General features: G+C 71.7%; 11 protein-coding genes and 1 pseudogene. 6 read left to right on the forward strand and 6 right to left on the reverse strand.

Translation table 11 applies throughout. The features are described 5' to 3' along the window. The first annotated feature begins 193 nt into the window (after positions 1–193). Positions 194–721 carry a methyltransferase domain-containing protein gene (locus tag ABZ453_RS48600; RefSeq protein ID WP_359026148.1) on the forward strand — a complete coding sequence of 176 codons (528 nt, stop codon included), beginning with the start codon at positions 194–196 and terminating at the stop codon, positions 719–721. Positions 722–868: 147 nt separating this feature from the next. Further along, a pseudogene (locus ABZ453_RS48605) lies at positions 869–1,728 on the forward strand (phosphotransferase). Here ABZ453_RS48605 and ABZ453_RS48610 read toward each other — a convergent pair. The 3 genes from ABZ453_RS48610 to ABZ453_RS48620 form a co-directional block, all read right to left on the reverse strand. Continuing rightward, complete coding sequence (locus ABZ453_RS48610) at positions 1,628–2,281, reverse strand: zf-HC2 domain-containing protein (RefSeq protein ID WP_359026150.1); 654 nt, start codon at positions 2,279–2,281, stop codon at positions 1,628–1,630. The pseudogene ABZ453_RS48605 and the gene ABZ453_RS48610 sit on opposite strands and share 101 nt — an antisense overlap. Before the next feature lie 149 nt (positions 2,282–2,430). Further along, on the reverse strand, positions 2,431–2,946 hold the full coding sequence (locus tag ABZ453_RS48615) for a hypothetical protein (protein WP_133046575.1): 516 nt from the start codon (positions 2,944–2,946) through the stop codon (positions 2,431–2,433). 156 nt (positions 2,947–3,102) lie between these two features. After that, positions 3,103–3,648, reverse strand: coding sequence for a sigma-70 family RNA polymerase sigma factor (locus ABZ453_RS48620; protein ID WP_356765285.1), 546 nt, complete (start codon positions 3,646–3,648; stop codon positions 3,103–3,105). A gap of 201 nt (positions 3,649–3,849) precedes the next feature. On the opposite strand from ABZ453_RS48620, the gene ABZ453_RS48625 reads away from it, so the two are divergent. Beyond that, complete coding sequence (locus ABZ453_RS48625; protein ID WP_359026153.1) at positions 3,850–5,001, forward strand: CapA family protein; 1,152 nt, start codon at positions 3,850–3,852, stop codon at positions 4,999–5,001. 252 nt (positions 5,002–5,253) lie between these two features. On the opposite strand, the gene ABZ453_RS48630 is transcribed toward ABZ453_RS48625, so the two are convergent. After that, positions 5,254–5,727 carry a MarR family winged helix-turn-helix transcriptional regulator gene (locus tag ABZ453_RS48630; protein ID WP_359026155.1) on the reverse strand — a complete coding sequence of 158 codons (474 nt, stop codon included), beginning with the start codon at positions 5,725–5,727 and terminating at the stop codon, positions 5,254–5,256. 73 nt (positions 5,728–5,800) lie between these two features. Here ABZ453_RS48630 and ABZ453_RS48635 point away from each other — a divergent pair, with 73 nt between their 5' ends. Next, entirely contained in the window at positions 5,801–6,619 is an 819-nt protein-coding gene (locus tag ABZ453_RS48635) for an alpha/beta hydrolase (protein WP_359026157.1), read from the forward strand. Positions 6,620–6,893: 274 nt separating this feature from the next. Here ABZ453_RS48635 and ABZ453_RS48640 read toward each other — a convergent pair whose 3' ends face one another. Beyond that, complete coding sequence (locus ABZ453_RS48640) at positions 6,894–7,355, reverse strand: universal stress protein (RefSeq protein ID WP_359026159.1); 462 nt, start codon at positions 7,353–7,355, stop codon at positions 6,894–6,896. A gap of 90 nt (positions 7,356–7,445) precedes the next feature. Here ABZ453_RS48640 and lysX point away from each other — a divergent pair, with 90 nt between their 5' ends. Then, positions 7,446–10,724, forward strand: coding sequence for a bifunctional lysylphosphatidylglycerol synthetase/lysine--tRNA ligase LysX (gene lysX, locus ABZ453_RS48645; protein WP_359026161.1), 3,279 nt, complete (start codon positions 7,446–7,448; stop codon positions 10,722–10,724). 116 nt (positions 10,725–10,840) lie between these two features. Then, on the forward strand, positions 10,841–11,671 hold the full coding sequence (locus ABZ453_RS48650) for a polysaccharide deacetylase family protein (RefSeq protein WP_359026163.1): 831 nt from the start codon (positions 10,841–10,843) through the stop codon (positions 11,669–11,671). 29 nt (positions 11,672–11,700) lie between these two features. On the opposite strand, the gene ABZ453_RS48655 is transcribed toward ABZ453_RS48650, so the two are convergent. Beyond that, positions 11,701–12,363: a class F sortase gene (locus tag ABZ453_RS48655; RefSeq protein WP_133046583.1), complete on the reverse strand. Its 663-nt coding sequence runs from the start codon at positions 12,361–12,363 to the stop codon at positions 11,701–11,703. Positions 12,364–12,572: the final 209 nt, after the last annotated feature.

Here is a 12,572-nt window from a genome sequence, read left to right on the forward strand (position 1 = left end):
CCGCACCGGCCGAGGCGGTCACCATCGTTCCCGCGTCCAGGACCGCCCCGACCAAGCGAAAATCCAAGGCCACCACTTAAAGCAGCGGCATTGGGACTAGGCGGACGGTCCCGGCGTACGACGCGGGGCCACATCGAGGCTGCCGAGCATGGCCGCCGTGTCGATCACCACTCAGTTCCTCAGGCGCCCTCTCATGACCGGTGCGGTAGCCGCCAGCTCAGGGCGGCTGGCCGCGGCCATGACCCATGACATCGGTCTGGACAAGGCCCGGCTCGTCGTCGAACTCGGCCCCGGTACGGGCGTGTTCACCGAGGCAGTGCTGCGCCGGATACCGCCGGCGGCCCGGCTGGTCGCCATCGAGCTCAACGCGGACCTCGCGGACCGTCTCGCGGCCACGCACCGCGACGGGCGGCTCAGCGTCGTGCACGGCGCGGCGGCCGACCTGGCGGAGTTCGCGGACGGCCCGGTGGACGCGGTGGTGTCGGGGCTGCCGTGGACCGTCATGCCGGCGCGGACGCGGGAGCACACCCTGGACGTCGTGGCGAAATCGCTCGCGCCGGGTGGCCGTTTCACCACGTTCGCGTACACCCACGCGGCCTGGACCCCGCCCGGCCGCGCTCTCGCCGCCGCCCTGCGCGACCGCTTCCCGACCGTCGAGCGCACCTCCACCGTCTGGCCGAACGTTCCCCCCGCCTTCGTCTACCGGGCGCGCGGTTCGTAGAGTCACCGAGTGAACGGCGCCGCCGTCGACGAGGACCTGGTCCGCTCGCTCCTGCGCCAACAGCACCCGGACCCCGCGCGGCTCGGTCTGCGCCGGGCACCGGCCGGCTGGGACAACCAACTGTGGCGGCTGGGGGCGGAGTTGGCGGTGCGGCTGCCGCGCACGGAGCGGGCGTCGTCGCTGTTGCGCACGGAGCACCGGTGGCTGCCCCCGCTGGCCGGCCGGCTGCCGTCGGCGGTGCCGACGCCGGTGCGGCTCGGTGAACCCTCGCCGCGCTTCCCGCGCTCCTGGACCGTCGCGCGGTGGGTCCCCGGAGAGCCCGCAGACCGCGCCCCGCTCAGCAGCGCCCGCCCGGCCGCGAATGCGCCGGCGGGATTTTTGCGGGCCCTGCATCAGCCGGCCCCCGCGGACGCGCCGCGCAGCGCGGACCGCGGTGTTCCGCCGCGGGACCTGAGAGACCGGTTCGAGCGGATGCTGAAACCGGTGGCCGCCCGGCTCCTGTCGCCACCGTACGCGATGTGTGGGAGGCGGCGGTCTCCGCGCCGGCTCATACCGGCCCGGCCCGCCGGCTGCACGCCGACCTCCATACCGCGAACGTGGTCGTCGGCGACGGCACGCTCACCGGTGTGATCGACTTCGGCGACCTCTGCGCGGGGGATGAGGCGACGGACCTCGCGGCCGCCTGGGTCCTGCTGCCGGCCGGCGCCTCGGCCCCGTTCTTCGAGGCGTACGGGGGGCTCGGACGAGGCGACGATCCGACGCGCCCGCGGCTGGGCGGTCCTGCGGGCCCTCGCCCTCATCGGCATCGGGCAGGCCTGCCAACGGGGGCTGCCGGGAGGGCAGCGGACCTGGGGGCCGGCGGGCCGGGCGGCCCTCGGACGGGCGCTGGTGCGCGGGAGCCGGCCGTCAGTGCGGCTGCAGCGTCACCAGGTGTTCGCCCTGGGCCGTGCGCACGTCGTACCGGGCGATCTCACCCATGTGCATCGAGGACGTGCCCCGCATGGTGATCGGGCGGGCGTCGTGGCTGGGGACGGTCCAGCTGGTGAGGATCTGCTCGGAGCCGTCCCGGCCGACGGCGATCAGCCGACAGGAGCGTGGGCCCGCGCCGTCCTTGATCTCGAGCTTGACGTCGCTGCCCGAGTAGTCGTCGGCCGCCGTCACCCGGGCCCACACCCCCGACTTCGCGTCGGTCGCGGTGACCCGCATCACTCCGTCGTCGCCGCCCTTGGCCATCATCGCGATGCCGGGCCCGGCCGCGGCGACGGCCACCGAGGCGGCCAGGCCGTACAGGAACCGCCGCCGCGTCGCCTTGTGCCGGGCCGTCACCGCGCCCATCAGCCGGTCGAGCAACTGGGGGCCGGGCCGGGACATCGGGCTCACGAACCGCGGTGTCGCCCGGCGATACAGCATCATCTGCCGGGCGACGGGCCCGAATTCGGTCACGTGTGCGGCGCAGCGCGCGCACTCCATGAGGTGGTCCTCGAAGCGGAAGGCGTCCGCCTCGTCCAGCACGCCGAGCGCGTACGCGGCGACGTCGCGGTGCGTTTCCTGGGACCTCATGCCGAATCCTCGTGCCGTTGGGTGCGGGTGGGGTGACTTCTTGCTCCCAGGTACGCACCAGACCGCGGATTCACTCAAGGCACACAGAGAATCGCAACCAAGGGATTCGTAGCGGCCCGGCCCCCGGATTGGTCCGGATCGGAACGAATCTAAAAAAGGTGGATGGCGAGATGGCCGAGCGGCAGACCGAGCTGCCAGGCCTTCGTCCACACCTTCGGTCCCTCGTCCTCACCGACCACACCGGCACCGCCGGGCACCGCGTTCAGGTCCGGCGCGAGCAACTCGGTTTCCTCCAGCCAGCGCCAGGCCGCCTCGGCCAGATCCAGGTCGGGCGCCGGGGCGCCGGACTCGACCGCTTCGGCGTACAGGTCGGCCATGCGTTCGCCCACCCAGTCCTGCCACGGCTGGTCGTACGCGGTCAGCGACAGCCAGGTCTCCAGCTGGGAGACCACCCGGATGCCGGAGAGTTCGCCGTCCGTGTCCGAGAGGAAGATGGTCAGCGCCAGCGCGTCACGCCCGGCCCGGAACTCCATGGACGTCGGCGGCATCAGATCGCCCGTCCTGAGCAGCTCGTCGGCGATGTACTCGGCGTACAACCAGGCCATCGGGACGACCAGTTCACCGTCTCCGGCGCCGTCCGTGCTCTCTTGACCTCTGTGCAGCATCCCTTCCTGCCTTCCTCCGGTGCGTGCGCGTCGCCCGGCTCCGGGCCCGGATCCGGACCCCGAGCCCCCCAGTCCGGAACACGGATGAGGACAGCCGATTACTCAACCGGGGTCCTCAGCAAGGCGCTTTACGGAGATTTGACTGAGCCGTTGGTTTCACCGCAGGTCGGCCGCGTATCCGGGAAGCACCCGGCGCAGGGCGCGCAGCGCGTAGTACGCGCGGGACTTCACGGTACCGGGCGGAATCCCGAGGGCCTCGGCGGCCTCCGCCACACTCGCACCCTGGAAGTACACGAGCACCAGGACTTCACGGTGTTCCGGAGTGAGTGTCTTCACAGCCTCGCGTACGTCGAGCGTCGCGGCGGCCCGCTCGGCGTGGTCGCCGATGACCCGCGCGTTCTCCAGGACCGCGTCCCCGACCTCGGCCGGACGTGCCTGCCGCGCCCGCCGCGCGTCGATGGCGAGTCGCCGTCCGACGGTCAGCAGCCAGGGTCGTACGGATTCGAAGTCGTCGGCGCGCAGGGCCTCGGGGTGCTGCCAGGCGCGGACCAGGGTCTCCTGCACCAGGTCCTCGGCGCGCTGCCGGTCGCCGTCACACAGCCGGAGGAGGAAGGCGAAGAGGGGCCGGCCGTGCTCCCGCTGCACTGCGGCGAGCTCGTGCTCGGCGGTCGTCCCGTTCGTGAGGGTGGTTCCGGCCGTCATGGCCGTATGGCATCGCAGGGTGCCGATGTCGGACAGGGTCCGCACGGGGATCTGCGGCGGACGGTCGATCGCGTCGGCGAACGGCTCGACGAACGGTCCCCCGCGAACGCCGGACGGGCTAATCGGCGTGCCGGAACCGACTGCGGGGCCGGTCACCTTCGTACCGTTTGTCGGTAAATATGACCACTCTGGGGTGAACTGATGATTGCACGCAGACGACAGGTTGCCCTGGCCCTCACGGCCGTCCTCGCCGGGGGCGCCGCCTGCCAGGCCCAGCACCATCGAGCGGCGGTCCACGCCGGACATCCTGCCCCGCCGGCCGTCCGCGCCTTCACGCTCGTCGCCTCCGGCGACATCCTGGCGCACAGCTCGATCATCGACCGCGCCCGCTTCGACGGCGGCGGCCGCGTGTACGACTTCCATCCGATGCTCGCCGGGGACGGGCACATGGTCTCCCGCGCCGATGTGGCGCTGTGTCACCTGGACACCGTCTTCGGCGCGAACGGCGACTACACCGGCCACCCCACCTTCAAGGCCCCGCCCGAGCTGGCCCAGGCCCTCGCCGCCACCGGCTACGACGGCTGCTCCACCGCCTCCGACCACACCCTCGACGACGGCGCCCAGGGCGTCCACCACACCCTCGACGTCCTCGAGGCGGCGGGGGTACGGCACGCGGGCTCGGCCCGCACCGAGGCCGAGGCGCGCACGGTCACGCTGTTGCGCGCGGGCCGCGCGAAGGTGGCGCACCTCGCCTACACCTACGACACCCACGGCTTCCCCCTGCCGCCGGGCGAGCCGTGGGCGGTGGGCCTCCTCGACGAGAACCAGGTCGTCGCCGACGCCCGGGCCGCACGGCGGGCCGGCGCCGACGTGGTCGTCGTCTCCCTGCACTGGGGCACCGAGTGGCAGGACACGCCCGACGCGCAGCAACTCGCCCTGGCCAGGCGGCTCACCGCCGCCCGCACGGGCGACCGGCCCGACATCGACCTCGTTCTCGGTACCCACGCCCATGTCCCGCAGGCGTACGAGAAGGTCAACGGCACCTGGGTCGTCTACGGTCTGGGCGACCAGATCGCGGGCGAGATGTACGACAACGACGGCCAACAGGACCCGCGCGGCAACCAGTCCACCATCGGCCGCTTCACCTTCGCCCCGCCGGCCCGGCCGGGCGGCCGCTGGCAGGTGACCCGGGCCGAGTTCGTCCCGCAGATGTTCGACATCGACGCCGGCCGGGTGGTCGACCTCAACCGGGCCCTGGAACAGGGCGCCGACGTAACGGCGGTGCGCGACCGCATCCGCGACGTCGTGCTGAGCCGGGGCGCGGCGAAGGACGGGCTGGTGATGGGGAAGTGACGGGACACGAAGGAGCCCCGGCTGGACGGGGGAGGCCAGCCGGGGCCGTGTGAGGGTGGATTGCGGAGGGCGGTCGCCTCTCGGCGGGGTGCTCCACGGGGCTTCAGCCGGACGATCGTCCCCATGGGCTGTAGGTGAGGCCCGGGGACACTGTCCCCTCCGCAGCCACGTAGACATGAACGGCCGGGCGGCTCGGGTTGTTCCGCCGTTGACGCCCGCTGTCGTGTGACGTGGCGCACACGGTCCGTCGGGTCACTCGACGTCCACGTGGTCGAAGGTCTTCAGCATCTCCTTCAGCACCCGCAGACAGGCCCGGAGTTCCGCCTCGGTGAGATCGCCGCCGACCTGCCGGTTCAGGGCGTGCTCGCGTTCCAGGATCGTGTCGATCATCGTCTCGCCCGCCTTGGTGATCCGGATCAGCGAGGACCGCTGGTGGGCGGGGTTGGGGGTGACCTCGACCCATCCCTCGGCCACCGCGTCGTTGACCATGCGCTGCACGAACTGCCGGGTCAGGGCCATGATCCGGCCCATCTGGGGGACCGTCATGGACCCGTAGCGGCGCAGCAGGACGAGCACGGAGCGTACGCCGACCGAGACGCCCTCGACCTGTTCGCCCTGCTCGACCTTGCGCAGGCCGCGGCGGTAGAGCGCGCCGATCAGGTCGAACACCTCGGAGACGCGGTCGCCGAGTTCGTCGGGGGAGAGGGGGGCGTCGTCGTCGTTCACCCGGACATCATGCACCGGAGCCATTATGACAACCAGGTTGTCAAACCTGAGGGGACGTGACACCTTGGTTGTCATGACGGTTGCTTCCGAACTGAGCTACTTCGCGTCCGCCGACGGCGATCTCGCCTACCTCGACACCGGATCCGGAGACCTCGTGGTCCTCCTGCACTCCGGCTACGTCGACCACCGCCTCTTCGACGACCAGATCCCGGCCCTCGCCGAGGCGGGGTACCGGGTGATAGCGCCGGACACCCGTGGTCACGGCTGGTCCGCCAACGCGAGCGAGCCCTTCCGCTGGGCCGACGACCTCGCCGGACTGCTCCAGCACCTCGACGCCGGCCCCGCCGCCCTGGTCGGGGTGTCGATGGGCGGCGCCATCGCGGGCGACACCGCGATCGAGTACCCGGAGCTGGTGCGGGGCGTCGTCCTCGGCGGCGCCTCCGTCAGCGACTTCCAGTACACCTACGAACCGACGCGGAAGGTCGTCGCCGCCTCCGCCGAAGCCCTGAACGCAGGTGACATCGAGGGCTGGCTGAAGGTGTTCCTCGGGTCCGTCGCCGGCCCGTTCCGCACGACCGACGAGATCGACCCGCGCATTCTGGACCGCCTGCGCGAGATGGCCCTGCACACCATCGCCAAGCACACCCCCGGCGAGGCCAACTGGCACGTTCCCATGGCCGACACCTGGCCCCGGGTGCCGAAGATCGACGTCCCGGTGCTCACGGTCAACGGCGCGCTCGAATCGCCCGACCTGGTCGCCGACGCGGAACGGTTCGCCCGTACGGCCCCGAGCGGGCGCTGCGTGCTGGTCGAGGGCGTCTCGCACTTCCCGAACCTGGAGCGGCCCGAGGAGTTCAACGGTCTGCTCCTCGACTTCCTCCGCGGCCTCTGAGAGCCGCTGACGCCCCGCCGTGGGCGTACGGCTCGGCCGCCTCCGCCGATCGGCAGCAACCCGGCGATGACGGCCGAGGCCGCCCCGACGATCCAGGTCACGCGCGCGGGCACGTGCCGCGTCGGGTGCGTCTTCGCGTACCACCAGGGCATCGCGGATCTGCACGCCCCTGCCGGCGGACATGGACCTGGGGGACGAGCGCCGTATCGACGTGGGCACGAAGAACGGTCACCGGTCGCGGGCCGTGCGGTTGCTCTGCCGTAAGCGCTGAGCCCTACGGCACCACCGTCACCGGCCAGCGCCCCGCCTTCACCAGGCGGACCGCCACCGAGCCGACGATCCGGTGGCCCGCCTGTTCCGAGGCGCCCACCACCACCGCGTCCGCCTTGAGTTCATCGGCCGCCTTGACCAGACCGCTGTAGGGGTCGCCGTGAAAGGTGTGGAACTCCCAGCGCACGTCGAATATCCCCTTCAGCCGCTCGGTCCCCTCCCGGATCTGCGCCTTGAGGTCCTCAGCGATCTCGTACGTCGTCTCGGCCACCGGCGCCCCCATCGCCGCGCCCGCCGCCATCACCGGCTGGACGTAGACGACGGCGAGAAGCGCGCGCTGGCGCCGGGCCAGGCCGGCGGCATATGCCGCCGCGCGCAGGGAGGAGTCGGAGCCGTCCACTCCGACCACGATGACCTTCGGCCCGTCCGTGCCTCGCTCGAACTGGTGAGAGTGCTGTTCCGTCACGGCTGCGAGGCTATCGGAAACCGCAGGTCCCACCCTCCGGCGGGCCCCCTCGACGGGCGCCCCGGCCGGGCTCTTCCTACAGTCGGAACCATGAGTGCCACAGCGCAGGCATCCCCGCCCCAGGACGGTGCGGGCCGGATACGCCCGCCCGGCACCGGACGGCTGGGTCGGGTACCCCAGGGGTTCGCGACCTTCTTCGGCGCCCTCGGCCTGCTCTGCGCCCTGCTGGCCGTGATCCCGCCGCTGCGCGCCCTGCTCCGCCCGGTCGTCCGCTTCCTCGACCTGCTGATCGTCCCCATCAGCGCCAACCTCGCCTATGCCGTCTTCCTCTTCCTCCTGGCCGGCGCCACCGCCGCCCGCAAGAAGATCGCCTGGTGGCTGGTCGTCGTCTATCTCGGCCTGGTGGTCCTGACCGACGCCCTGGGCGTGTCCCTCGGCCTGTACGCCGCCTCCGTCCCGTCCCTCGTCGTCTGCGGCCTGCTGCTCGTCCTGCTGATCGTCGCCCGGGGAGAGTTCTACGCCGCGTCCCGCCGCGCCGCCGTCCGCCGCGCCGTCGGCGTCCTGCTCGTCGGCCTGGTCCTCGGCATCCTCGCCGGCTGGGGCCTGGTCGAGCTGTTCCCCGGCACCCTGCCCGACGGCCAGCACCTGGCCTGGGCCGCCAACCGCGTGTGCGGCGGCCTCGTCTCGGCCCAGTCCTTCGACGGCCGTCCGCCCCGCGCCCTGTTCTTCCTGCTCGGCCTCTTCGGCGCCCTCGCCCTGCTCAACGCCGCCGCCACCCTCTTCCGCTCCCAGCGCATGGAGTCCGCCCTGCACGGCGACGAGGAGCCCCGCATCCGCGCCCTTCTCAAGGCCTACGGCGAGCAGGACTCCCTCGGCTACTTCGCCACCCGGCGCGACAAGGCCGTCGTCTTCTCACCCAGCGGCAAGGCCGCCGTCACCTACCGGGTCGAGGCCGGCGTCTGCCTGGCCAGCGGCGATCCCGTCGGCGACCGGGAGGCCTGGCCGCATGCCATCGGCTCCTGGCTGGACATGGCCCGTCTGCACGCCTGGGTGCCCGCCGCCATGGGCGCCTCCGAGGACGGCGCCAAGGCCTACACCCGCGCCGGACTCGGCGCCCTCCAACTCGGCGACGAGGCGATTCTCAACGTGGCCGACTTCGACCTGGACGGCCGCGACATGCGGGTCACCCGGCAGGCCGTGCACCGCGTCCGCCGCACCGGCGCCACCACCCGGGTCCGCCGCCACGCCGCCCTCACCGACGAGGAGATGGAGGAGGTCGTCGACAAAGCCGACGCCTGGCGCGACACCGAGACCGAACGCGGCTTCTCCATGGCCCTGGACCGGCTCGGCGACCCCGCCGACGGAGACTGCCTCCTGGTGGAGGCCATCGGCGCGGACGGCCGACTGCTCGCCCTGCTCTCCTTCGTGCCCTGGGGCCGCGACGGCGTCTCCCTCGACCTGATGCGCCGTGACCGCAGCGCCCCGAACGGCGTCATGGAGTTCATGGTCGCCGAGCTGTGCGCCGCCGCCCCCAAGTTGGGGGTGCGCAGGATCTCGCTCAACTTCGCCGTCTTCCGCTCGGCCTTCGAGGAGGGCGCCCGCATCGGCGCCGGTCCGGTCCTGCGGCTGTGGCGGCGCCTGCTGCTGTTCTTCTCCAAGTGGTGGCAACTGGAGGCGCTCTACCGCTCCAACGCCAAGTACCAGCCCGAGTGGTATCCCCGCTTCATCTGTTACGGCGACACGGGCGCCCTCGCCCGCATCGGCCTGGCCTCCGGGATCGCCGAAGGTTTCGTTTCCGTACCGTCCCTGCGCAAACTCTGGGGAAAGGGGCACTCGAAGGGCGCGTCCAGGCCCGCCACCACGGAGGGCCTGCCGTCGCTGTCGGCGCTCGGCCTCGCCGGAGGGGACGAGGCCGGGGCCGACGACCCCCTGGCCGGCCTGCCCGAACAGGTCCGCGTCCGCCACCACAAGCTCGAGAGGTTGTCCGCCGACGGCACCGACGCCTACCCGGTCGGCATCCCGCCGCGCACCCACACCCTCGCCGAGGTCCGGCCCGGCGACGACGTCACCGTCGCCGGCCGGATCATGCTCGTCCGGGACTTCGGCGGCATCGTCTTCGCCGTGCTCCGCGACTGGTCCGGCGATCACCAACTCGCCCTCACCCGCGAGCGGTCCGGCCCCGCTCTCGACCGCTTCACCGCCGACACCGACATCGGCGACCACATCAGCGCCACCGGGCACGCGGGCACGAGCGACAAGGGCGAACCGACCGTCTTCGTCACCGACTGGCAGCTGATCGGCAAGTGCCTGCGCCCGCTGCCCGACAAACGCCGGGGGCTGGCCGACCCCGAGGCCAAGGTCCGGATGCGCTATCTCGACCTGGTCTCCAGCACCGAGGCCCGCGAGGTGATCCGGGCGCGCTCCACCGCCGTACAGGCCCTGCGGCAGGGGCTGTTGGGCCGCGGCTACCTCGAGGTCGAGACCCCGATGCTCCAGCAGATCCACGGCGGCGCCAACGCCCGCCCGTTCACCACCCACATCAACGCCTACGACCTCGACCTCTATCTGCGCATCGCCCCCGAGCTGTACCTGAAGCGGCTGTGCGTCGGCGGTCTGGAGAAGGTCTTCGAGATGGGCCGCACCTTCCGCAACGAGGGCGTCTCCTACAAGCACAACCCCGAGTTCACGATGCTCGAGGCCTACCAGGCGTTCGCCGACTACGACGTGATGCTCGACCTCGCCCGCGAACTCATCCAGGGCGCGGCCACCGCCGCCTTCGGCTCACCTATCGCGCGCAAGGACGGCAAGGAGTACGACATCTCGGGCGCGTGGCCGGTCAAGACCGTCTACGGGGCGATCTCGGAGGCGCTGGGGGAGGAGATCGACGCGGACACGGAACTGGAGCGGCTGCGGGGGCTGTGCGACCGCGCGGGTGTGCCGTACACCGCGGACGACGGTCGGGGCGACGTGGTCCTGGAAATGTACGAACGCCTGGTGGAGGAGAAGACCCAACTCCCCACCTTCTACAAGGACTTCCCGACGGACGTCTCCCCGCTCACCCGCCAGCACCGCACCGACCCGCGCCTCGCCGAACGCTGGGACCTGGTCGCCTTCGGCACCGAACTGGGCACGGCCTACTCCGAGTTGACCGACCCGGTCGAGCAGCGCCGCCGCCTGACCGCCCAGTCCCTGCTGGCGGCCGGAGGCGACCCCGAGGCGATGGAACTGGACGAGGACTTCCTCGACGCCCTGGAATACGCGATGCCTCCCACCGGGGGTCTGGGCATAGGCGTGGACCGTCTGATCATGTTCCTGACGGGCCTGACGATCCGGGAAACCCTGCCCTTCCCCCTGGTCCGCCGCCGCTGACCCCTCGCGCATTGTGGGGACCGTCCGGCCCGGTGCTTGGGCCGGGTGGGTGGTTTCCTGGGGCCGGACCGGTGTTGCTGGAGGGCGTCGGTGCGGTGCCGGGCGAGTGATGACACATGAAGAAGGATCAGTTCCTCACGCGGCGCCGGGCGTTGCTCGCCGGGGCCGCCGCTCTGGGCGCGGCCGGCACCGCCGGCGCGGTCGCGCTGGGCGGGGGAGAAGGGCCGGTCCGCAGGGCCGCCGCCGGCCCGCAGGCACGCGCCGTGCTCAAGCCCTCCGCCTACCGTCTGCAGCCCCTGACCGGCTACGGGCCCCCACGGGCCGCGCACGCCCCGCTCCCGGTCCGGCACGAGCCGTTTCTGCGCATGTCCGGCCGCGGTCGCACCATGCTGCTGACCTTCGACGACGGACCCGACCCCCGCTACACCCCGCACATCCTCGACACCCTGGCCAAGTACGAGGTCCACGCGACGTTCTTCGTGTGCGGGGAGCAGGCCGACTGGAACCGCGACCTGCTGGCCCGGATGGCCGACGAGGGGCACGTCGTCGGCAACCACACCTGGTCCCACCCCCTGCTGACCACGCTCACCCGCGGCCAGATCCGCAGCGAGATGAAGCGCACCAGTGACGTCATCGAGGACGCCTACGGCGAGAAGCCCCAGTGGTTCCGCGCCCCCTACGGCGCCTGGAACCGGGCCGCCTTCCAACTGGGCGCCGACCTGGGCATGGAACCGCTCGCCTGGACGGTCGACACCCTCGACTGGACCACGCCCGGCACCCGCAGCATCGTCCACCGGGTCGAGGACGGCGCCGCCCCCGGCGTGGTCGTGCTCTCGCACGACGCCGGGGGCGACCGTTCCCAGAGCGTCCGGGCGCTCAAGGAGTACTTGCCCGAGCTTCTCGATTCCGGTTACCACCTCACCGTGCCCCGACGCCCCGACGCGTGAGCCGTATTCGCCCGTCCGGTCGGGAATCCTCAGCGGACCTCGACCAGACGGGCGAAGACGACGACATTCCCGTCGTAACCGTGCTGTTTGGAGAAACCGCCGCCGCACGTGATGACCCGGAGTTCCGGGGCGCCCTTGGAACCGTATACACGGTCTCCGGGAAAGTTGGCCTTCGCGAAGACCTCGATGCCGTAGATCTCGAAAACGGCCGTCTTTCCGTCCTTCCGCGCGACCTCGACGCGACTTCCCTTCTTCAGGGCCCCCAGGCCGTAGAACACGGCGGGGCCCTGTTTGTTGTCCACATGGCCGACGACGACCGCGGTCCCCTTCTCACCGGGCGAGACCGCGCCGGTGAACCAGCCCGCCAGGTTCGGGTCCTCCGGAGGCGGCGCCGCCACCCAGCCGTCGGGGTCCAGACCCACCGGCATGACCGGCGCGTCGACCCGGATCGCCGGGATCCTGACCCGGTCGGGCTGGGCGTAGGGCAACGCCTGGACGCTGCGGAAGGTGCCGGGGACACGGCTGTCCGCCGCGGCGGCCGAGGCGGGCTGCGGCGGACCCACGTCGAACTCCCCCGACCCGTTCCGGATGAGGGCGAGGCCGGTCAGCAGAACAAGCGCTATCACGCCCCAAGGAGCACGCTTCTTCGGGCGCAGCTCCTCCTCTTCCTCGGCCAGCTCGAACGCAGACATTCGACTTTCCCCTCTCGACGCGGCCGTCGCCCCGTCATTCGCGCATACGAGAACGCTAAGTGGCGCGCGTGAAACCGGCGACGGCTGAGGCGCGAACGGGTGCCCCGCGTGTCTTAGTACTCCAGCAGCACTTTGACGTTTTCCCTGTTCAGGGGCGGTTTCGGTGAGTGTAGTGGGCTGATGGTCGGCCCGTGTCCTCTTTCCCGGAC

This window comes from Streptomyces sp. NPDC005799 (assembly GCF_040630525.1).
Classification (GTDB): Bacteria; Actinomycetota; Actinomycetes; order Streptomycetales; family Streptomycetaceae; genus Streptomyces; species Streptomyces griseorubiginosus_B.

Excerpts from the sequence above, each read along its gene's own strand:
- ABZ453_RS48655 (WP_133046583.1), bottom strand. The coding sequence starts at position 12,363 with ATGTCTGCGTTCGAGCTGGCCGAGGAAGAGGAGGAGCTGCGCCCGAAG.
- ABZ453_RS48635 (WP_359026157.1), top strand. The coding sequence starts at position 5,801 with ATGACGGTTGCTTCCGAACTGAGCTACTTCGCGTCCGCCGACGGCGAT.
- ABZ453_RS48620 (WP_356765285.1), bottom strand. The coding sequence starts at position 3,648 with ATGACGGCCGGAACCACCCTCACGAACGGGACGACCGCCGAGCACGAG.
- lysX (WP_359026161.1), top strand. The coding sequence starts at position 7,446 with ATGAGTGCCACAGCGCAGGCATCCCCGCCCCAGGACGGTGCGGGCCGG.
- ABZ453_RS48615 (WP_133046575.1), bottom strand. The coding sequence starts at position 2,946 with ATGCTGCACAGAGGTCAAGAGAGCACGGACGGCGCCGGAGACGGTGAA.
- ABZ453_RS48650 (WP_359026163.1), top strand. The coding sequence starts at position 10,841 with ATGAAGAAGGATCAGTTCCTCACGCGGCGCCGGGCGTTGCTCGCCGGG.
- ABZ453_RS48610 (WP_359026150.1), bottom strand. The coding sequence starts at position 2,281 with ATGAGGTCCCAGGAAACGCACCGCGACGTCGCCGCGTACGCGCTCGGC.
- ABZ453_RS48625 (WP_359026153.1), top strand. The coding sequence starts at position 3,850 with ATGATTGCACGCAGACGACAGGTTGCCCTGGCCCTCACGGCCGTCCTC.
- ABZ453_RS48600 (WP_359026148.1), top strand. The coding sequence starts at position 194 with ATGACCGGTGCGGTAGCCGCCAGCTCAGGGCGGCTGGCCGCGGCCATG.